The sequence below is a fragment of the Dyadobacter sp. CY312 genome, from assembly GCF_021390535.1.
Classification (GTDB): Bacteria; Bacteroidota; Bacteroidia; order Cytophagales; family Spirosomataceae; genus Dyadobacter.
Genome location: NZ_JAJUXG010000024.1, coordinates 46586 through 66791, shown reverse-complemented (window position 1 = coordinate 66791; position 20206 = coordinate 46586). Strand labels below are relative to the sequence as shown.

Genomic DNA, 20206 nt, shown 5'->3' with positions numbered 1-20206 from the left:
ACTTTTGTGGATAAAAAATCGTACACTAGTTTTGTCTGTTGAAGAATAATGAATAGTTGATTATGTATATACCATTCCCTGAAGACTCTAAGTTTTGTTCCTTCATTAAGTGCTCGAAAACATTTGTAGCCATCGTTCTGACCATTATGCTCAGCGCCCCGGGTTTGCTATGGGCTCAGGATAGTACGGCTGCTGCAGGAGCTGCTCCCGCTGGTGGTGGTGATGCTGCAAAAGGTGAGTCACTTTTTAAAAACAATTGTGCTCAATGTCATGCTGTAACTGATGAGCGAGTAGTTGGTCCTGGTCTTAAAGGTGCTACTACACGTCAGGATATGGCCTGGTTAACTAAATGGGTTAAAAATTCTCAGGCAGTTATTGCTTCGGGAGATCCATACGCTGTTAAGTTATATAACGAGTACTCGAAAGCTCAGATGACAAGTTTCCCTAATTTATCAGAAGATGATATTAAAGGGATTTTTGCTTATGTAGATCAGGCTGCTGCTGCGCCTGCTCCTACCGCTGCCGCTGCTGGTGGTGCTCCTGCTGCCGCTGGTGCAGCTGACTCCGGTCCATCAGATTTGTTTATGATCGTGGTGGTTGCGCTGGTAGTTGTGATGTTACTGGTACTCGGCGTCTTGCTTGTTATCGTTTCTCTACTTTCGAAAGCAGTAACCGGTGGAACGGAAACAGCTCCTAAGGCTGACTTCCTGACAAGGTTCGGTAATTCAGTAAAGAACATCGCAACGGATCCTTCCATTCGTTCTGCTACAATCTGGATATTTGTCCTATTGGTGTTGAAAGCGACACTTGATGGTGCATACAGCGTAGGTATTCAGCAAGGTTATGCTCCTAAGCAACCAATATCATTCTCTCACAAGCTTCACGCCGGAGAGTATAAAATTGACTGTAATTATTGCCATACCGGTGTGAACAGAGGTAAATCTGCACACATTCCTTCTGCAAACATTTGTATGAACTGCCACGGTGTGATCAAGAAAGAGTCTCCGGAGATTCAGAAAATCTACACTTCTATAGAAAACAACCAGCCGATTGAGTGGGTTCGTGTACACAACCTTCCTGATCTGGCTTACTTTAACCATGCGCAACACGTAAATGTAGGTGGTGTTGAATGTGAAACCTGCCATGGTGATGTTGCCCAAATGGAAGTGATTCAGCAGCGTTCTTCCCTTACAATGGGATGGTGTATTGACTGTCACCGTCAAACTGAGGTTAATACAAAAGACAACCAGTACTACGACAAACTTGTACAGTTGCATGGTACAGAAAGCAAAGACGCTTTAAAAGTTGCTGATATCGGTGGTTTGGAATGTTCTAAATGCCACTATTAATCAATATAAAATACTACAGGAATACGACTCATTTGTATTGAATAGTTTTATGGAAAATACTAATAAAAGATACTGGCGGGGAATTGAAGAGCTGCGGAACGACGAGAAATTTGTTAAAAATGCAGCAACTGAATTTCCTGATGGACCAACTGAAAGTCAGTATGAGAGTTTGGTTGATGGAGTTGGAACACATCGCCGGGATTTCTTAAAAGTTTTGGGTTTCGGAATGGCAGCGGTTTCTCTTGCTGCCTGCGAAGCGCCTGTTAAAAAAGCAATACCTTACGTAAACAAGCCTGAGGGAGAGTTCCCTACCATTTCAAACTGGTATGCATCTACGTATTCTGAAGGTGGTGACTATGCAAGTATTCTTGTAAAGACCCGTGAGGGGAGACCAATTAAAATTGAGGGAAATTCACTTTCCCAGGCTTCTAGTGGTGTAAGTGCACGTGTGCATGCATCATTATTAGGGCTATATGATAACGAAAAACTGAAAGGTCCTAAAAAAGGAGAAGATACAAAAGTTAGCTGGGACACTATTGATAAGGAAATTGCTGATCAGTTGAAATCAATTGCAGCAAAAGGTGGAGCAATAAGAATACTTTCTTCAACTATCCTTAGCCCGGCAACCAAATCAGTAATTGCGGATTTTACAACAAAGTATCCTACAACAAAACACGTTGTATATGATGCCAACTCGTCTTCCGCATTGGTAAAAGGTAATGAGCTTTCTTTCGGTAAGGCGGTACTTCCGGCTTACGATTTCAGCAAGGCAAAATTAGTCGTAGGAATTGACGCTGATTTTCTTGGAACATGGATCGCTCCTGAGAATTACTCTGCACAATTTGCTCAGGCCCGTGCAGTAGGAAGCGGTAAAGATGGTAAGAAAGAAATGTCACGTTTGTATCAGTTTGAGGCAATTATGTCTCTTACAGGCTCGAATGCTGATTATAGGACAGCTGTTAAGCCATCTCAATTGGGATTGGTAGTAACAGCTTTATATAACAAAGTTGCTGCGAAACTTGGCGGTCAGGCGATCGCTGCTCCAAGTATTGAAGTGGCGAATCTTGACAAGGCAGCTGCTGAATTGGTTGCGGCAAAAGGTCAGGCGCTGGTCGTTTGTGGTGTTAATGATCCATCGGTACAGGTGGTTGTTAATGCTTTGAACAGCCTGTTGGGTAGCTATGGTTCAACCATCGATATAGACAATCCGGTTTACTTGCGTCAGGGCGATGATATCGCAATGAATGGTTTCGTTGATGAAGTAAAAGGTGGAAAAGTAGATGCTGTAATTCTTTATGGCGCTAACCCGGTTTATGACCATCCTCGTGGAGCTGAACTTGCAGCATCTTTGCCAAAAGTTAGTCTGAGCGTATCATTTAATGATCGCGCTGATGAAACTTCTTCATTGTTCAAATATATCGCTCCTGCTCCTCATTATCTGGAGTCATGGAACGATGCAGAGCCTAAGGCTGGTTTTTATAGTCTTGCTCAACCCACTATCGGTTTGATATTCAGTACCAGACAGGCACAATCAAGTTTATTGAAATGGGCAGATCAACCTGCTGATTTTCATGAATACATGAAGTCGTACTGGCGTAAAAATATATATACTCAGGGAGGTTCTGGTGACTTTGAAAAATTCTGGGTGAAAGCGCTGCATGATGGCGTTTTCGCATCCAACAGAACTGTCACTTCTTCTGCACCTGCTTTCACTGGTAACCTTGCCGCTTCTGTTGCTAATATTGCTAAAAAGTATAAAGCGAACTCAACGGGACTTGAACTTGCCATATTTGAAAATGTAGGTATTGGAAATGGCGCGGTAGCTAACAATCCATGGTTACAGGAATTCCCTGAGCCAGTTACAAAAGCTTGCTGGGATAACCACGCTGGTCTTTCTCAGAAAACAGCAACGGAACTTGGGGTAGCTCAGGGAGATGTTGTCAAGGTTGATCTTAAAGGAAAAACAATTGAAGTTCCTGTTATTATACAGCCAGGTTTGGCTTCTGGTACAGTTGCAATCGCAATTGGATACGGTCGTGAGAAAGCTGGTAAGTCTGCAAACGGAGTAGGTAAAAATGTTTACCCTCTTGCAACTTTCGCAGAAGGCTTCTTATCATTCGCACCAGGAGATGTAACGGTTTCTAAAACAGGCGAAACGAGAGAAATAGCTCAAACACAGACGCATAATACGGTAATGAATCGTAAGTCGGTTCTTCAGGAAACAGTGCTAGCACATTTCCAGCAAGATCCAATGGCAGGACGATTTGTTCCTAAAATACCTACTTCGGAAGGATCAGTAGATGCTACGGATCTGTCTCTTTGGAATGGACATCAATACAAAAATCACTCATGGGGAATGGTCATTGACCTGAACACATGTTTTGGTTGCGGATCCTGCGTGGTTAGTTGCCAGGCAGAAAACAACATCCCTGTTGTTGGTCGTCAGGAAATAATCAATGCGCGTGAAATGCACTGGTTGCGTATTGACCGCTATTACAGCAGTGATGCCGATGTAGAGGATTTGAGAGGATTGGAGATCGCTTCTGAAAACCCTGAAGTTACTTTCCAGCCGATGTTATGCCAGCATTGTAACAATGCACCTTGTGAAACGGTATGTCCGGTATTAGCAACGACGCATAGCTCAGAAGGATTAAACCAAATGGCGTATAACCGTTGCGTTGGAACCAGATATTGTGCAAACAATTGCCCTTATAAAGTTCGTCGTTTCAACTGGTTCAAGTACTTCGATAACGATAACTTCGATTACAACTTTAATAATGATCTGGGTAAAATGGTCATTAACCCGGATGTAACAGTTAGATCACGTGGAGTTATTGAAAAATGCTCAATGTGTGTTCACTTAATCCAAGAAGCTAAATTAACAGCTAAAAAGGAGAGAAGGCGTGTAGCGGACGGAGATGTAAATGTGGCTTGTGGTAGTTCTTGCCCAACCAATGCAATCACTTTTGGTGACATGAATGATCCGGAAAGTAAAATATCAAAACTTCTTTCAGAAGAGCGTGAAGGAAGGGCTTTCCATATGCTTGAAGAGATCAACGTTCGTCCACAGATTTCATATCTGACGAAGGTTCGTAATAAAGATGTTGCTGCGAAGGCTGAGGCAAAGAAAGAGCACGCTTAATTTCTGTATAGTTGTATTAATTTGAAGATTAAATCATTATAAATTAGAGTAGTATGCATGTTACTTCACCCGTGAGAGAACCCCTTATTCAAGGTGGAAAAACGTACGCAGACGTAACGGAGGATATATGTCGCCATGTTGAAGGGGCTCCTACCAAAGAGTGGAAAATAGCTTTCGGTATTTCTCTTGTCGTTTTGGCTTATGGATCCGTTTGTTTGGCATGGACCTGGTGGGAAGGCCTCGGTGTTTGGGGTTTGAACAAAACCGTAGGTTGGGCCTGGGATATTACAAACTTCGTATGGTGGGTTGGTATTGGTCACGCAGGAACACTTATTTCTGCAATCCTTTTGCTTTTCCGCCAAAAGTGGAGAACATCTATTAACAGAGCTGCTGAGGCGATGACCATTTTCGCCGTTATTTGTGCAGCTTCTTTTATCCTTATGCACATGGGGCGTCCATGGATGGCATATTGGGCATTGCCTCTTCCAAACGTTTTCGGTTCATTATGGGTTAACTTCAACTCACCTCTTGTATGGGACGTTTTTGCGATCAGTACTTATTTCTCAGTATCTCTTGTTTTCTGGTACATTGGTCTTATTCCTGACCTTGCTACCATCCGTGACCGTGCAACCAGCAAAATTTCTCGTCTTATGTACGGAACATTTGCAATGGGCTGGGATGGATCAGCGAAAACCTGGGCGCGTTACGAATATATCAGCTTAATTCTTGCAGGACTTTCTACACCTCTAGTACTTTCTGTACACACCATTGTAAGTATGGACTTTGCTACCTCGGTAATACCGGGATGGCACACAACAATCTTCCCTCCTTACTTCGTTGCGGGTGCAATTTTCTCCGGATTTGCGATGGTACAAAACCTGATGCTTATCACACGTGTAGTTTATCGTCTAGAGGATTACATTACTCTTGAGCACATCGAAACAATGAATAAGGTTATCACACTAACGGGTTCTGTTGTGGGTGTTGCCTATATCACTGAGTTCTTTATCGCATGGTATTCAGGTGTTGAGTATGAATATTACGCTTTCTTCAACCGTATGACTGGACCTTACTGGTGGGCATACTGGGCGATGATGACTTGTAATGTAATTTCTCCACAGTTATTCTGGTCACGTAAATTACGTCGCAGCATTACGTTTACTTTCTTTATCTCAGTAGTGGTAAACATTGGTATGTGGTTCGAGCGTTTTGTAATTATTGTTACATCACTTCACAGAGATTATATTCCATCGAGCTGGGCAATGTTCTCGCCAACGATGTATGATATCGGAGATTATATTTTCTCATTCGGCTTGTTCTTCACGTTATTCCTGCTGTTCTCTAAATATTTACCTGTTGTGAATATGGCCGAGGTTAAAGCTGTAATTCGCTCTACATCTGCAAATCTGCCAAAGAAAATTGCTGGTGTAGCTAAAGTGAGACAACAAGGCACAGCTGAGCCGGCCTTCAATAAGGACAGCGAGTAAGTATAGGATATCAGAATAGAAAGAATTTAACATTAGTATTAGTATATGGCAGAGTTAACTGGTAAATATTTAGTCGGTGTCTATGACGATGACGATACTGTTCTACACGCGGTACCACGCCTTAGGAAAGCCGGAGTGAAAATACAGGAGGTCTATTCTCCATTCCCAATTCACGGATTGGATGAAGCTTTGGGACACCCACGTACCAGAATTGGTATTGCAGCTTTTATGTTTGGTGTAACCGGATGCTGTGTGGCATTAACGCTTATGATCTGGACAATGGGTATCGACTGGCCAATGATTATTGGTGGTAAAGATCCTATTTCTATACCAAACTACATCCCTATTACATTTGAGCTTACGGTATTATTTACTGCATTCGGGATGGTAACCACATTCTTTATCTCTAACGGTTTAAGCCCTGCGGCGCATAACCACAAGAGATTTGATGTAAGATCTACGGATAATAAGTTTGTGATGGCGATTGACATGGGAAGAAATTCAATGTCAGAAGATGAAATATCACGTGTCCTGAGAGATAGCGGAGCAGAGGAAGTTAACATCAAGCAATTTTAATGTTTGGACGATGAAATTGAAAAATATATATAAATATTCGGGTACCCTTATTGTCATGGTAATGCTTGCTATGGTAAGCTGTGACCGTGATCCTAACAATCCGGGAAAAGAGTATGCCCCTAACATGTATTTGCCTGTAGGTTACGAGCCATACAAACAGGAGAAACCCAACCCGGTTAATCCAATGGGTTTAACTATGCGCTTACCGGTAGAAGGTACAGTTGCGAGACGTAATTATAAGACTAGTTTCGGTGACGGCGATTCGGCGCAAGTAGATCTTATGGTTTATAACATTCCTGCGGACAGCATTGAAATAGCTGAAAAGGTACTCAAAAATCCGGTTCCTTTGAATGATAAGACATTGGCAGAAGGAAAGGTAATGTATGAAAGATATTGCCAGCATTGCCATGGAGCATCGGGAGCAGGAGATGGTAAAGTTGCTGCTATGTATAAAGGGGTTCCTAATTATGCTAGTGACGCTTACAAAAATCTGAATGAAGGACATATTTTCCATGTCATTACACATGGTAAGGCACGTATGTGGCCTCATGGTTCACAGATTAATCCGGAAGAGCGGTGGAAAATTGTACACTATGTACAAAAACTGCAAAAGGGAGCTTAATTTCATTTTGATAACTGAGTAATAATAATTTATAATGGCATCAGCACATTCGATTCCTTCTATAGAAGAACGGTTTGAATTTACTTCGGGGGCTAAAAGGAACTTAATCATAGGTGGAGCCGTTGGGGTCGCCTTGATCGCTTTGGGAGCTTATTTGGCTGCCAGCGGCGGAGGTCATCACGAAGCAGTAGCACATGGAGCAGAGCATGCAGCATCAGCTATTGCTCATCCAACCCCGGAAAATGCAGGCAAAGCACATGTGGCGGCGGAAGCTGGTCATCATGTTAAAGGTCTTGCTGCAAGAATTTGGGCTAACCTTTGGGTGAATGCAGTTTACTTTACAGGTATTTCCGTAATAGGTATGTTCTTTATTTCCTACAACTATCTTGCGCAAGCTGGATGGTCTGCAGTATTTAAAAGAATTCCTGAGGCATTACCAGCCTTTCTTCCAGTAACAGGTATTGTTATGTTGATCACTTTCTTTTTTGGCGGTCATGACTTATTTCACTGGACGGATGCAAGTTTATATGAAGTTGGAGGTGAACATTACGATCCTATCATCGCAGGCAAGCAAGGATTTTTGAATACACCTTTCTTTGTAGGTAGATTAATATTCTATTTTGTTGCATGGTACGGAATGTGGAAAGTGATTCGTAAATATTCTTTGCAAGAAGATGAAATTGGAGGAACAGAATTTTATGATAAATCAATACGCTTAGGTACTGCTTTTCTTGTTGTGTTTGGAGTTACTTCTTCTACATCGGCATGGGACTTTGTAATGTCGATTGACACACACTGGTTTAGTACAATGTTTGGTTGGTACACATTGGCTAGCTGGCATGTTGCTGGTTTGGCTGTGATCACACTGACAATTGTAATGTTGAGAGAGCGTGGATATCTACGTGCTGTTAATGCCAGTCACCTTAGAGACTTAGGTAAGTTCGTATTTGCATTCAGTATTTTCTGGACTTATGTATGGTTCGCACAATTCCTTTTGATCTACTACGCCAACATGCCGGAAGAAACAATCTATTTCATTGAGCGTTTCAGAGGTTATGATGGATTCTTCAAGGCTCCATTCTTTATAACCTTGATTCTTAATTTCTTCTTACCGTTCCTTATCCTGATGACAAGAGACGCAAAGGCAACACATTCAATATTGAAAGTAGCTTGCTGGTGTGTAATCATTGGTCACTATATGGATTTTTACACTAACGTTATGCCTGGAACAATGGGTTCTAGTGCAGGATTTGGTCCTTTGGAGTGGGGTTTCTTTGTATTGTTCCTTAGCGCCTTCGCGTATTCCGTAGCGTCTCAGTTAGAAAAGGCTAATCTGATACCAAGACATCATCCAATGTTGGAAGAGTCATTACATCACGATATCGCTTAATTTGCAAACCTGTTCATTATCATGTATTATATCATCGCATTAGTTGCTCTTGTTTTTGTGGTTCTCACAGGTGTTGTGATTTCCAGACTCCAGGATGTTATCAAGAGTGTAAAGAAGGAGGAGTCGGAGGACGCAGAGCCGTCTGGAAATAAGGTCAATGGGGCTTTATTTATAATAGTACTGGTTTTAGGAACCATTGCAATTGTATGGTCATATCTGCATGCACGTGAATTTTTCCTTCCTGAAGCTTCATCAGTTCACGGAAGAAGAACAGACGATTTGTTCTGGTTTTCGATGGGAATATTAACAATACCTTTCGCAGTAGTTAACTTTTTGATTTTCTTCTTTGCCTGGAAATATCAGTATAAGAAAGATCACCGTGCTTCATTTTATCCTGACAATCATAAACTTGAATTGATCTGGACTATTATTCCTGCTATCGTTATGGCACTTCTTGTATTCACAGGATGGAAAGCATGGTCTGACATTACATCTGAGGCTCCACGCGATGCTGAAGTAATTGAAATCACCGGTAAGCAGTTCAACTGGATCGTTCGTTACGGAGGTGTAAATGACAACAAACTTGGAAATTACAATTACAAGTTGATCGATGCACAAAATGAAGTTGGTATTGATTTGTCGGATGAAAATTCATTTGACGATTTCCAAAATCCAACGGAGATGCACATTCCGGTAGGAAGACCTGTTCTTTTAAAGATTCGTGCCCGTGATGTTTTGCACAGTGTATTTATCCCTCACATGCGTGTGAAGATGGATGCGGTTCCTGGTATGCCAACTAAGTTTTGGTTTGTTGCTGATAAAACAACAGCCGATATGCAGGCAGAGCTTAATGATCCTAATTTCAAATATGAAATAGCTTGTACTGAGATTTGTGGACAAGGACACTTTTCTATGAAGATCAACCTGGTTGTTGACGATGAGGCTTCATACAAGAAATGGTGCTCTGAACAACAGACTTTTCTTCAGACATACCCAGAGTATCTTGCCAAAGTACCTGATAATTTGAAAGCGAAAGCAATGAAAGGATTGCCTGAAACTACCGAAGCACCAGCTGATAGCTCGGCTACGGCAAGTGCAGCAGGTGTAAGCGCGGGTAGCAGTATCCGTTAGTAATAATAATTTAAAATATATTATAGTATATGTCAGCTGTTGAAGGAATGGATACCGCCCATGTCGATGCACACGAACATCACCATGAGTCTCAAAACTTCTGGCAGAAGTATATCTTCTGTGAAGACCACAAAATTATAGCAAAACAATACCTGATTACCGGGATTATCTGGGCTGTGATAGGAATATCCATGTCTGTGATCTTCCGTATTCAATTGGGTATGCCGGATTCTAATCTCTCCTGGTTGAAACCTGTTTTGGGTGGATGGATTAGTGAAACGGGTAAGCTGGATCCTAATTTTTATCTTGCCCTCGTTACAATGCACGGTACCATCATGGTGTTCTTTGTATTAACAGCGGGTCTGAGTGGAACATTTAGTAATTTCCTGATCCCATTGCAAATTGGAGCGAGGGATATGGCATCTGGTTTTATGAACATGCTATCTTACTGGTTTTTCTTTCTGGCCAGTGTATTGATGTTTGCTTCTTTGTTTCTACAAACAGGACCAGCAGCCGGTGGTTGGGTAATTTATCCTCCATTGAGCGCACTGCCTCAGGCTCATCCGGGTTCCGGTGCAGGTATGACGCTCTGGCTTGCATCTATGGCATTCTTCATCGTGTCTCAGCTTCTTGGAGGTATCAACTACATTACAACTGTAATTAACCTGAGAACTCGTGGAATGTCTTTCGATCGACTTCCTTTGACAATCTGGTCATTCCTTATTACTGCGGTATTGGGTCTTATATCTTTCCCGGTATTGCTTTCTTCGGTATTGTTGTTGATCATGGACCGTCACTTCGGAACAAGTTTTTATCTTTCTGATATTTACATCAATGGTGAAGCTTTACCGAACGTAGGAGGTAGCCCAATTTTGTTCCAGCATTTATTCTGGTTCCTGGGCCACCCTGAGGTTTACATCGTACTTCTTCCAGGATTGGGTATTACATCAGAGGTTATCGCAACTAACTCACGTAAGCCTATTTTTGGATACCGTGCCATGATTGCTTCCATGTTGGGTATTGCATTCCTTGCATTTATTGTTTGGGCTCACCACATGTTTGTGACAGGTATGAATCCTTTCCTGGGATCGGTCTTCATGTTCCTGACACTTATTATTGCTGTTCCTTCTGCTGTTAAAGGCTTTAACTACATTACAACACTCTGGAAAGGTAACATCGTGTTTACACCTGGAATGTTGTTCTCAATTGGTCTTGTTTCTCTTTTCGTATCAGGTGGTCTCACCGGTATCATTCTTGGAAACAGTGCATTGGATATTCAATTGCATGATACTTACTTCGTAGTTGCTCACTTTCACCTTGTAATGGGTGCGGCTTCTGCATTCGGATTGTTTGCCGGTGTTTATCACTGGTTCCCTAAAATGTTCGGTCGTATGATGAATCCTACTTTGGGACAGATTCACTTCTGGTTTACATTCATAGGTATCTACCTGATTTTCATACCAATGCACTATGTTGGTATTGCAGGTTTCCCTCGTAGATATTACCAGTTCACGAGCTACGACTTTACGCATAAGTTTATGGACATGAACATGTTCATATCAGTAGCAGCGATATTCTCATTCCTGGCACAGTTTATCTTCCTTTGGAACTTCTTCTATAGCATTTTTAAAGGTAAGAGAGCTCCTCTTAACCCATGGCGTTCGAATACACTGGAATGGACTACGCCTGTTGTTCCGGGTCATGGAAACTGGGAAGGTGAAATACCAGCTGTGTACCGCTGGTCATATGATTACAGCAAGCCAGGTGCTAAGGAAGACTTTATTCCACAGAACATTCCGTACTCACAAACTTTGGAGTCCAATTTCCCTCATGAGAATGAATTGATTGCGACAGAAAAAGAGATTGAGGCGCAAAACTTTAATGATCAGTTCAACTCACATTAATTTTAAAGCCAGCCGTCGATTCAGAAGGCTGGCTTTAAATACAGTAATAGCGCTTTATTGCGTGATAATTGCGGGTGGTGTTGTGAGGAGTACCGGAGCTGGAATGGGTTGTCCTGACTGGCCAAAGTGCTTCGGAAGATGGGTTCCCCCCACGCAACTTTCCGAATTGCCTCATGATTATAAAACCATTTACGGGGCAAAGTTAAAGGGGGAAATTGAATTTAACCCGGTAAAGACCTGGATTGAGTATGTGAACAGGCTGATAGGAGTGGTTACGGGAATAATGATTTTTTTAACACTCCTTGCATCGGTTCCTTACCTTAAAGCTGGTAATAAAAAGATATTCTATTACAGCCTTGCAGCGTTTGTTCTGGTTGGTTTTCAGGGATGGCTCGGTTCAAAAGTTGTGTCAACAGAACTAATGCCGGTGATGATTACAGTGCATATGTTGGTTGCAATTGTTATTGTTTTCATCCTTCTTTATCTTTTTACCTGGTCGGCATTCTCTAAAAAGACTTTTGAATCTGGTAGAGGCAGGGATGTGCTCAATAGAACAGGTTGGATTGTTCTGGCGCTTTCAGTGATTCAGATCGTTTTGGGAACCCAGGTAAGAGAAAATGTAGATGAGGTGGTTCGTTTGCTCGGCTATGATGCCAGAGACCTTTTGATTGATCAGTTGGACGGCAGGTTTTATATTCACCGGTCATTCTCAATCGTAGTGTTAGCTGTAAATCTGTTTTGGTTGTATACAGTCGATAAGACCACAACGAGCCAAACAGTAAAAACAATAGCAAGAACCTGCCAGATCATTTTGGGACTGGAATTAGTTTCCGGAATTGTGATGGCTTACTGGGGGATACCTCCTTTTGCACAACCAATGCACTTAACACTTGCTATACTTTTGATCGGTTTGCAATTTGTAATATGGCTGTTGGTCAATAGCGAGAAGTATTTAAGAAAAGATTTTGAAATAAGGGAAGTGGCGTAGAAATTGGAGTGATATAATGACAACAGCAGTAGCAGGTTTATCAATAGGCGAAAGAGTAAAGGTACTTTTTGAGCTATTAAAGTTCAGATTAGCTTCGCTTATAGCGTTTTCAGGAGCAATGGGTTATTGCCTTGGAGCTAAGGATGTAAGTTGGGAGAAACTTACTCTCTTCGTTATTGCGTCGATCGGGATCACTGGCTCGGCAAATATCATTAACCAAATCATAGAAAAGGATTTGGACAAGATGATGAAGCGCACAGCCTCACGACCATTGCCAAGCCGTAGAATTACTGTGAAGCAGGCTATCGTATGGTGTGTTGTTTTGGGTGTTGTATCACTGGTGATTTTTATATCAGTTTTTAATCTCATAACGGGCCTTGTTTCACTGCTGTCTCTGGTGCTGTACGGATTCGTTTACACGCCATTAAAACGTGTGGGACCCATTGCAGTTTTCGTAGGTGCGATACCCGGAGCATTTCCTCCAATGATTGGATGGATAGCAGCTACAAATCACTTTGGGCTGGAACCTGGAATTCTTTTTGCAATCCAGTTTTTCTGGCAGTTTCCACATTTTTGGGCTATTGCATGGGTGTTGGATGAGGATTACAAACGTGCAGGTTTCAAATTGCTGCCGGCGAATGGTTTGAAGGATTCGGATACCACATTGCAGATAATGATTTATACTGTGTTCTTGATACCAATTGGTTGGTTGCCTTATGAACTGGGCATGACGGGTATTAATTCTGCCTTGGTAGCAACTGTATTTGGTGTGTTGTTCCTTGCTCAGACATTCCATTTGATGAGGAAGTGTACGGATAAAACAGCTAAGCAGTTGATGTTTGGTTCGTTTTTATATTTGCCAATCGTACAGATTGCGTTTCTGTTGGATAAATTGTGATAATTGAAAGAGATGGAGAATATTCAGCAAGTTAATTTAGATAGAGAACCAAAGGCTCCATTAGCAATGGATCCGGTTAAGTTTATACTGTGGTTGTTCCTTGTGAGCATCATCATGCTTTTTGCATCTCAAACGAGTGCGTATCTGGTAAGAAGAGCGGAAGGAAACTGGCTTGAATTTGAGATGCCAAAGATATTCTGGTATAGCACCGGGGTATTGATTGCAAGTAGTGTAGTAATGCACTGGGCATATTTGGCAGCAAAAAAAGATCAGTTCAAACAATTGAAAATAGCAATTTCTATTACTTTTGTGTTGGGCTTGTTATTCCTGTGGATGCAATTTGAAGGCTGGAAACAACTGGTGGCGATGAACGTTTACTTTGTAGGAAACCCATCAGGATCGTTTTTTTATGTTTTCACCGGTTTGCACGGTTTCCATATCATCACTGGTTTGATTGTTTTGGTAACCGCGTTAACAGCAAGCTTCCGCTTAAATGTTCATTCTAAGAATCTGAGGAGAATTCAGATATGTACCACATACTGGCACTTTCTTGATATTCTCTGGTTATACCTTTTTGTTTTTTTATTGACTTTTAATTGATAATTTTTCACCAATGGCTGCACATGTAACAACACCTGGCTCAGTAGAACCCAAAATGTGGATGGGAGGTATTGAGCCGATGAAAGCGAGTTACGGTAAACTGATGATGTGGTTTTTCCTCATATCGGATACGTTTACTTTCTCTGCACTACTCGTATCTTATGGGTATCAGAGATTTAGCTTTCCTGCATACTTAGGTGATTTTGCTGATTTCAAGTTTTCAAATCTATACTGGCCTATACCAGAAAGAGTATATGAAGCGGTTCCATTCCTGCATGGAATGTCGTTACCTCTTGTGTTTGTCGGTATCATGACATTCATTCTTATTGCAAGTAGTGTAACGATGGTACTTGCAGTGGAAGCCGGGCATCGGATGGATCGTGCAGGAGTTGAAAAATATATGTTATGGACAATCTTAGGAGGTTTTACCTTCCTTGGATGCCAGGCTTGGGAATGGTCTCACTTTATACATGGAACAGATACTGGTTCAGTTTTCAAGGTAATAGAAAATGGAGTGGAAGTTACCAAAACGGTCTTCGGGGCTAATCTGACTGAAAACCAATACGGACCTCCTGCATTTGCGGACTTCTTTTTCTTCATCACCGGTTTCCACGGAACGCACGTATTTAGTGGTGTGATTTTGAATATTCTTATCTTCTTCCGTGCTGCCACAGGATTCTATGACAAACGTGGAAGTTATGAAATGGTAGAGAAAGTAGGTCTATACTGGCACTTTGTTGACCTTGTTTGGGTATTTGTATTTACATTCTTTTATTTGGTTTAACTATCAGAAACGTTTTTAATCATTAGATCATATGTCAGAAGTTCATCATATACACAATCAGGATCCTAACGCAGGTGCGGAGCAGCGTAAAGCAATCTGGAAAACTTTCTGGATACTTTTGATCCTGACGGCACTGGAATTCGTCATCGCCTTCACAGTACCTCATGGTGTTTTAAAAATCAGTATTTTCATTGTAATGACGATTGTGAAAGCATTCTACATTGTTGGTGAATTTATGCACTTAAAACATGAGGCCAAGTCGTTAATATGGTCGATATTGGTTCCTATTATTTTCGTTGCGTGGTTGATTTTAGCTCTTCTTCTGGAAGGAGATGCAATTTTCCAGGCCATCTTTGGTTGAGTTAGATTAATATGAAAAAATATGGCAAAGCCGGATTACTGATCGTTACATTAGTAATACCGGCTTTGATTTTTACCTTCCTGCGCTTCTTTGCAACCAATCACTACAACGTTCCGTTTTATCATCCTGTAACAGATACGCAGGGTTTGATCAGGGGAAACAATGGCGATACATTGTTTTACACAGTTTCGGGTGAGAAACTCGCTTTAAATGGTAACCTCACCGTTGTAAGTTATCTCAGCGAGCAATGTGATGACAGCTGCCGAGTTATGCGTGACAATCTGAATCGTATTTATGCTCTCCAAGAAGGGGTGAAAGGGCTTGAGTTACTATCACTGCATGAGCGTACAGTTTCGGATAGTAGTGTTGCCAAGGCGGGATGGCGTAATATTCAGTTAAGCAGCCACGATCGGGATAGCATTCTTAAATGGAATGAATTTGTAGATACTAAAAAGATTGGTGCTCCGGAAAACAGATGGATGCTGATAGACCGTGATGGGCACATAAGAGGTTATTACAATGGAGCTGATTCAGAAGAGACGGATCGGCTGATGGCGGAGATTAAGATATTGAGTATAGACGACCAAGGGTTTGAAAAATAGATATGGCCACTTTATTATTAGATAAAAATCAAAAGAAATACGAGCGTATAATTAATGTACTAGCGATTGTCATTCCGGTAGCGGTTGCGGCAATCCTTGGTATTCGTCAGAAAGTAGAGCTAGGAGCGTGGACCAAAGTGCTTCCACACGTAATCGGCGTTATTAATTCATTAACTGCGCTGTTTCTCATTTTGGGTTACTATTTCATTAAAAAGAATAATCGTAATGCACACAGACAAATGATGATGTCTGCATTTGTGTTAGGAGCTGTTTTTTTGGTTTGTTACATATTGTATCACATTTCCAATGAATCTACGCCTTTTGGCGGCACTGGGAGTACACTAAGATTCACCTATTACTTTTTATTGATATCGCATATCGTATTGTCAATAGGAGTTGTGTGGTTTGTTCTGAGAGCAGTATATTTTGGGATCACGAATCAATTGCCACAACATAGGAAAGCCGTCAAATACGCATTTCCTATATGGCTTTATGTAAGTATTAGCGGTGTGATCGTTTACCTAATGATTAGTCCTTATTACGTATGAAAAAATTTGCGTTAGTATTCGTAGGAATGTTGGCTTTGCTGGTTCTTTCATCAGCAGATCTGTGGGCACAATGTGCCATGTGCAGAGGGAGCGTAGAGAGTTCCATGGGTAATGGTCGTAACAATGTAGGAGTGGGGCTGAATACGGGCATCGTTTACCTATTTGTAATGCCCTATCTTATCGTAGGAGTGATAGGATACCTATGGTATCGTAATAGTAAGAAAAACCAACAGGAGCGTGAGTTTATCAATTCGAGACTCAGACAGGCTTACCAACAGAATTAGTAATTATCACCATGAATAAGTGCCGGCGGGGTCAGTAATGATTCCGCTTTTTTATTGTCAGGCAACTTAAAATGCGGTGAAAAAAAAGCAAAATGAAGGGTAAGAAAACCCGGTGCCGTCTTTACTTCAAAAATGTTTTTAAATATGCGATATATACTTTTTTTCTTACTAACATTCCCTTGTATCAACACGAGTGCTCAGAACATTTCCACAGCCAAACCCTGGACATACTGGTGGTGGATGGGCAGTGCTGTGAAGAAGCAGGATATCACCAAGCAACTTGAAATCTTTCAGAAAGCGGGTGTGGGTGGTGTACACATTATCCCGATTTACGGAGCAAAGGGAGCTGAGGCTGATTTTATACCATTTCTGAGCCCCAAATGGCTCGACATGATGCAGCATACAGTCGGAGCGGGAAAAAGACTTGGACTGGGTGTAGACATGACAACAGGAACAGGATGGCCTTTTGGCGGACCTAACATACCTACTACGCTCGGAGCGAAACAAATGGAGGTGATAGATGGTGAGCCAGCCGTGAAGAATACAAAACAGATGGTTAAACGTGCAGCGCCTGGTGGAGAAGGATTGGTGTTTGATCCGTACCATAAAAGTGCAATGTCTCAATATCTGACACGGTTTGATTCTGCCTTTGCAAATACAAAAGAGAAACCTCGCTCCATGTACATGGATTCCTACGAGGCTTACGGTGCCAACTGGACGGAGGATTTTTTAAAGGAGTTTGAAGCAAGACGTGGTTACGATCTGAAACCGATGCTCTCTCTGCTGAAAGATTCGGTTAATAAAGTGGATGCTGAGTTTGTACGGATGGATTACAAACAGACTCTCGCCGAGCTGCTTCGGGAACGTTATGCTAATCAGTGGGCGAAGTGGAGTAAGGATCATAACTTTCTAACCCGTTATCAGGCTCATGGTTCACCAGGTAATTTGTTGGATCTGTATGACGAAGCCGATATCCCGGAAACGGAATCATTTGGTACAAGCCGATTCTCAATTCCTGGCCTGAGAGTGGATACGGATTACTCGATCAAACAATTTGGGACGCCAAATCCATTGGCGATGAAGTTCGCGTCTTCTGCGGCTCATTTTTCGGGTAAAAAGCTGGTGAGTTCAGAAACAGCTACCTGGCTTGCAAACCACTTTAAAGTATCTCTTTCCCAGATCAAACCTCAGATCGACCAGTTGTTTGTTTCGGGAATCAATCATATTTTTTACCACGGAACAACCTATTCTCCCATTGACGAGGCATATCCGGGATGGTTGTTTTACGCTTCCACGAATTTTGGACCTACCTCGCACTTTGCAGAACATTTTTCATTATTGAATAAGTACGTCGAAAATTGCCAGACCATATTACAGGATAGCAAACCCGATAACGACGTATTGGTATATTTCCCAATACACGATCTATGGGCCAAACCTTCAAAATCTTCGGGGGGAATTAATCTTCTGGAAGTACACCATGTAGACCGCTGGCTGCTTGATTTGCCGTTTGGGAAACTCTCTCAAAAATTATGGAACGAAGGTTATTCATTTGATTATGTTTCGGATCGGCAGTTGGACAGGTTAAAGATCGATGAAAAAGGAAATTTGGCTTCGGAGGCCGCTTCGTATAAAACGCTTTTGATTCCGGCAGAAACCTACATGCCTGCTGAAACACTTAATCAGATTCTTAGGCTTGCCCGTGCCGGAGGTAGAGTTATTTTTCAGGGTAAAATGCCGGATACCGTAACGGGTATGGCAGCGCGTGAAGAAAGACAGAAGACATTTACAGATCAGATTACTGAACTAAAAAAACTACCAGCTACACAGGTAGGCGATGATGTGGATCAAATGCTTTTGAAAAATGGTGTTGTACAAGAGGAGTTGGCAAAAAAAGGGCTGACCTATATCCGAAAGAAAAATAAAGAGGGTAAGGCAATTTATTTTGTGAGTAATCTTTCAAACAGGTTCTCAGAGGGTTGGATAACATTGGGTAAGGCAAGGCTTATATCTAAAAACGATCCGATGTCTGGTAAATCTTTAATGACCCTTCGTGACAGTGCAGGCATATCTCAGGCTTATCTGAAACTGTTGCCGGGGCAGTCCTGCTTTTTGGAAGAAGCTTCGGAAGGGGTCAAGAATGCACGCAATCCTGTCGTTATCAAAAGAGATTTTGCAGTTAATGGCACGTGGGATGTTACATTTCTGAAGGGAAGGCCGTCTTTGCCAAAAGGTGCAAAGATCAAAACCCTTGATTCATGGACCCAACTTCCTGACTCAGCCGTTTATTTTTCCGGAACGGCGAAATACACTGTGAAATTTGATGTACCCAAGTCTGTCGTTAATAAGAGTGAATTGCAACTGGACTTGGGAGACGTAAGGGAAGTGGCTTCTATAAAGATCAACGGGGAAGATATCGGCACTTATTGGTCAATTCCTTTTATTGCTGACGTAAAGCCGGGGATTTTGAAAACGAAGGGTAACCTGTTGGAAATCGAGGTTACCAATTTGTCGGCCAATTACATGCGCCTTAGAGATAAACAGACTCCGGACTGGAAAAAATTCTATGATATCAACGTAGCTGATATTACCTACAAGCCATTCGATGCATCGGCATGGAAGCCAATGCCTTCGGGATTATTAGGGCCGGTAAAAATCATTTACAATGAATAATTATTCCCAGAGAGGATAATGTTCCAGCTGGATTTGCCGGCCGAAAAATATATTGGTAGACTGTTCAAAGGAGAGGGTATAATCGGAAACATAAAATTGCCGTTTACCTTCTCCTTTTTCATTGATCAGATAATGTTGATCCAATATGGCGCGGAGCGAATTGGCCACAATTTCTGAGCTATCCAGAATCTCAACATCGCTTCCGTAAAATGAGGCTATTTGTTTTTTTATAAGCGGATAGTGTGTACAACCCAGGATAAGTGCCTCAATATCTTTCAAAGATTGATCGGACAAATAGCTGGATATAATGCTTTCGCTGATGTTATTGTCGAAAAATCCTTCTTCAATCATTGGGGCTAGCAATGGCGTTGCCAGCGATTTTAACTGAATGTTCTTGTTTAGTGCATCTACTTTCTTTTTGTACACATTAGAAAGCACTGTTTGTTTTGTCCCGATCAGTCCAATACTTTTCCCATCGTAATGTTCCTTGATATAATCGACAACCGGGTCAATTACGTTCAGGACGTGCGCCTTGCTCCCGACATATTCTTTCACAAGTTCAAATGCAGCAGCTGAGGCAGAATTACAGGCAATCAGTATCAGTTTACAATTTTGCTGTAAAAGCATGTTGCAGATCTTTATAGAATATGCCTGAATTGCGGCTGTTGATTTATCACCATACGGCAGATGGGCCGTATCACCAAAATAGATGGTATTTTCTTTTGGTAAAAGTCGTGTTACAGCGCTGGCGACGGTCATCCCGCCAATACCGCTATCAAATATTCCTATCGGAGCCGTTGAATCAAACATGCAAATGTGTTTTGATATAGATTATGACATCAAAGCTAAAAGATGAAACCCAATATA

The 20206-nt window shown here is 41.7% G+C and carries 18 protein-coding genes; 17 read left to right on the top strand and 1 reads right to left on the bottom strand.

Annotated elements, in window-relative coordinates; translation table 11 throughout:
- Positions 1–62 precede the first annotated feature (62 nt).
- From LZG71_RS26670 to LZG71_RS26590, 17 genes are all read left to right on the top strand, one after another.
- Positions 63–1349 carry a c-type cytochrome gene (locus LZG71_RS26670; RefSeq protein ID WP_233825730.1) on the top strand — a complete coding sequence of 429 codons (1287 nt, stop codon included), beginning with the start codon at positions 63–65 and terminating at the stop codon, positions 1347–1349.
- Between the two features lie 49 nt (positions 1350–1398).
- Positions 1399–4491, top strand: coding sequence for a TAT-variant-translocated molybdopterin oxidoreductase (locus tag LZG71_RS26665; RefSeq protein ID WP_233825728.1), 3093 nt, complete (start codon positions 1399–1401; stop codon positions 4489–4491).
- 53 nt (positions 4492–4544) lie between these two features.
- Positions 4545–5978, top strand: coding sequence for an NrfD/PsrC family molybdoenzyme membrane anchor subunit (nrfD, locus tag LZG71_RS26660; protein ID WP_233825726.1), 1434 nt, complete (start codon positions 4545–4547; stop codon positions 5976–5978).
- Between the two features lie 45 nt (positions 5979–6023).
- Positions 6024–6554, top strand: a complete 531-nt coding sequence (locus LZG71_RS26655; RefSeq protein ID WP_233825724.1) for a DUF3341 domain-containing protein — start codon at positions 6024–6026, stop codon at positions 6552–6554.
- Positions 6555–6564: 10 nt separating this feature from the next.
- Positions 6565–7176, top strand: coding sequence for a cytochrome c (locus LZG71_RS26650; protein WP_233825722.1), 612 nt, complete (start codon positions 6565–6567; stop codon positions 7174–7176).
- A 34-nt stretch (positions 7177–7210) separates the two neighbouring features.
- Positions 7211–8566: a quinol:cytochrome C oxidoreductase gene (locus LZG71_RS26645; protein ID WP_233825720.1), complete on the top strand. Its 1356-nt coding sequence runs from the start codon at positions 7211–7213 to the stop codon at positions 8564–8566.
- 21 nt (positions 8567–8587) lie between these two features.
- Entirely contained in the window at positions 8588–9697 is a 1110-nt protein-coding gene (locus LZG71_RS26640) for a cytochrome c oxidase subunit II (protein ID WP_233825718.1), read from the top strand.
- Positions 9698–9726: 29 nt separating this feature from the next.
- Positions 9727–11601 (top strand): cbb3-type cytochrome c oxidase subunit I, encoded by a 1875-nt coding sequence (locus LZG71_RS26635; protein WP_233825716.1) that lies wholly within the window; start codon positions 9727–9729, stop codon positions 11599–11601.
- Complete coding sequence (locus tag LZG71_RS26630) at positions 11579–12589, top strand: heme A synthase (RefSeq protein WP_233825714.1); 1011 nt, start codon at positions 11579–11581, stop codon at positions 12587–12589. Before LZG71_RS26635 ends, LZG71_RS26630 begins: the two co-directional genes overlap by 23 nt.
- Positions 12590–12605: 16 nt before the next feature.
- Entirely contained in the window at positions 12606–13487 is an 882-nt protein-coding gene (gene cyoE / locus LZG71_RS26625; RefSeq protein ID WP_233825712.1) for a heme o synthase, read from the top strand.
- Between the two features lie 12 nt (positions 13488–13499).
- Positions 13500–14087 (top strand): cytochrome c oxidase subunit 3, encoded by a 588-nt coding sequence (locus LZG71_RS26620; RefSeq protein ID WP_233825787.1) that lies wholly within the window; start codon positions 13500–13502, stop codon positions 14085–14087.
- Between the two features lie 13 nt (positions 14088–14100).
- Positions 14101–14871 carry a cytochrome c oxidase subunit 3 gene (locus LZG71_RS26615; protein ID WP_233825710.1) on the top strand — a complete coding sequence of 257 codons (771 nt, stop codon included), beginning with the start codon at positions 14101–14103 and terminating at the stop codon, positions 14869–14871.
- A 31-nt stretch (positions 14872–14902) separates the two neighbouring features.
- Complete coding sequence (locus LZG71_RS26610; protein WP_233825708.1) at positions 14903–15232, top strand: cytochrome C oxidase subunit IV family protein; 330 nt, start codon at positions 14903–14905, stop codon at positions 15230–15232.
- An 11-nt stretch (positions 15233–15243) separates the two neighbouring features.
- Positions 15244–15834 (top strand): hypothetical protein, encoded by a 591-nt coding sequence (locus LZG71_RS26605; protein WP_233825706.1) that lies wholly within the window; start codon positions 15244–15246, stop codon positions 15832–15834.
- Positions 15835–15836: 2 nt separating this feature from the next.
- Positions 15837–16382: a DUF420 domain-containing protein gene (locus LZG71_RS26600; protein WP_233825704.1), complete on the top strand. Its 546-nt coding sequence runs from the start codon at positions 15837–15839 to the stop codon at positions 16380–16382.
- On the top strand, positions 16379–16666 hold the full coding sequence (locus LZG71_RS26595; RefSeq protein WP_233825702.1) for a hypothetical protein: 288 nt from the start codon (positions 16379–16381) through the stop codon (positions 16664–16666). Before LZG71_RS26600 ends, LZG71_RS26595 begins: the two co-directional genes overlap by 4 nt.
- A 144-nt stretch (positions 16667–16810) precedes the next feature.
- The gene (locus tag LZG71_RS26590) at positions 16811–19339 is read left to right on the top strand and encodes a glycosyl hydrolase (protein WP_233825700.1); all 2529 of its coding nucleotides are present in this window, start codon (positions 16811–16813) and stop codon (positions 19337–19339) included.
- Here LZG71_RS26590 and murI read toward each other — a convergent pair whose 3' ends face one another.
- The gene (murI, locus tag LZG71_RS26585) at positions 19340–20149 is read right to left on the bottom strand and encodes a glutamate racemase (RefSeq protein WP_233825698.1); all 810 of its coding nucleotides are present in this window, start codon (positions 20147–20149) and stop codon (positions 19340–19342) included.
- Positions 20150–20206 lie beyond the last annotated feature (57 nt).

Excerpts from the sequence above, each read along its gene's own strand:
- LZG71_RS26670 (WP_233825730.1), top strand. The coding sequence starts at position 63 with ATGTATATACCATTCCCTGAAGACTCTAAGTTTTGTTCCTTCATTAAG.
- LZG71_RS26665 (WP_233825728.1), top strand. The coding sequence starts at position 1,399 with ATGGAAAATACTAATAAAAGATACTGGCGGGGAATTGAAGAGCTGCGG.
- nrfD (WP_233825726.1), top strand. The coding sequence starts at position 4,545 with ATGCATGTTACTTCACCCGTGAGAGAACCCCTTATTCAAGGTGGAAAA.
- LZG71_RS26655 (WP_233825724.1), top strand. The coding sequence starts at position 6,024 with ATGGCAGAGTTAACTGGTAAATATTTAGTCGGTGTCTATGACGATGAC.
- LZG71_RS26650 (WP_233825722.1), top strand. The coding sequence starts at position 6,565 with ATGAAATTGAAAAATATATATAAATATTCGGGTACCCTTATTGTCATG.
- LZG71_RS26645 (WP_233825720.1), top strand. The coding sequence starts at position 7,211 with ATGGCATCAGCACATTCGATTCCTTCTATAGAAGAACGGTTTGAATTT.
- LZG71_RS26640 (WP_233825718.1), top strand. The coding sequence starts at position 8,588 with ATGTATTATATCATCGCATTAGTTGCTCTTGTTTTTGTGGTTCTCACA.
- LZG71_RS26635 (WP_233825716.1), top strand. The coding sequence starts at position 9,727 with ATGTCAGCTGTTGAAGGAATGGATACCGCCCATGTCGATGCACACGAA.
- LZG71_RS26630 (WP_233825714.1), top strand. The coding sequence starts at position 11,579 with ATGATCAGTTCAACTCACATTAATTTTAAAGCCAGCCGTCGATTCAGA.
- cyoE (WP_233825712.1), top strand. The coding sequence starts at position 12,606 with ATGACAACAGCAGTAGCAGGTTTATCAATAGGCGAAAGAGTAAAGGTA.
- LZG71_RS26620 (WP_233825787.1), top strand. The coding sequence starts at position 13,500 with ATGGAGAATATTCAGCAAGTTAATTTAGATAGAGAACCAAAGGCTCCA.
- LZG71_RS26615 (WP_233825710.1), top strand. The coding sequence starts at position 14,101 with ATGGCTGCACATGTAACAACACCTGGCTCAGTAGAACCCAAAATGTGG.
- LZG71_RS26610 (WP_233825708.1), top strand. The coding sequence starts at position 14,903 with ATGTCAGAAGTTCATCATATACACAATCAGGATCCTAACGCAGGTGCG.
- LZG71_RS26605 (WP_233825706.1), top strand. The coding sequence starts at position 15,244 with ATGAAAAAATATGGCAAAGCCGGATTACTGATCGTTACATTAGTAATA.
- LZG71_RS26600 (WP_233825704.1), top strand. The coding sequence starts at position 15,837 with ATGGCCACTTTATTATTAGATAAAAATCAAAAGAAATACGAGCGTATA.
- LZG71_RS26595 (WP_233825702.1), top strand. The coding sequence starts at position 16,379 with ATGAAAAAATTTGCGTTAGTATTCGTAGGAATGTTGGCTTTGCTGGTT.
- LZG71_RS26590 (WP_233825700.1), top strand. The coding sequence starts at position 16,811 with ATGCGATATATACTTTTTTTCTTACTAACATTCCCTTGTATCAACACG.
- murI (WP_233825698.1), bottom strand. The coding sequence starts at position 20,149 with ATGTTTGATTCAACGGCTCCGATAGGAATATTTGATAGCGGTATTGGC.